1 pseudogene is annotated in these 513 nt (G+C 59.5%); it reads left to right on the plus strand.

The window, feature by feature from the left end:
• Positions 1-513, plus strand: a pseudogene (locus CWM53_RS19365) (DNA-binding protein); the annotation flags it as partial.

Below are 513 nucleotides of genomic sequence, written 5' to 3' on the forward strand. Positions count from 1 at the left end.
GGACAGCGCCGCACGGTACGTCTGGGGAAACTGATCAAGAGCGGCGGCGCGGGGAGTGTTTATTTCCTGGCGGATGACCCTTCCCGCGTTGCTAAACTTTACCATCCGCAGACCGATACCGCTTACTACCAGCGCAAGCTCAACGCCATGCTGTCGCAGCGGCCTGAGATCCCCGCCCCCGCGGAAGGTGAGTCGATTGTCCAGTTGGCATGGCCCGACTATTTGCTCTACGACGAGCGCAAGCGCGTAGTGGGCTTTGTCATGCCGGTTCTCGACACCCAGCGCACCATTGAGCTGGAGTATATTTTACAGGCACGGCAGGCGAAGGCGCACCATCTGCCGGAAGGGATAGGCGCAAAAGTCAGTCTGGCCAGCAACCTTGCCACCCTGGTATCGGCGCTGCATGCCCGACAGCACCGGGTTATCGATATGAAGCCGGTCAACCTGCGTTTCTATCGCGACAGCCTTTATATCGCGCTGCTGGACTGCGATGGCTTTAGCATTCAGGGCGAG

It is taken from the genome of Klebsiella sp. A-Nf5 (assembly GCF_002810545.1).
Lineage (GTDB): Bacteria > Pseudomonadota > Gammaproteobacteria > Enterobacterales > Enterobacteriaceae > Klebsiella > Klebsiella variicola.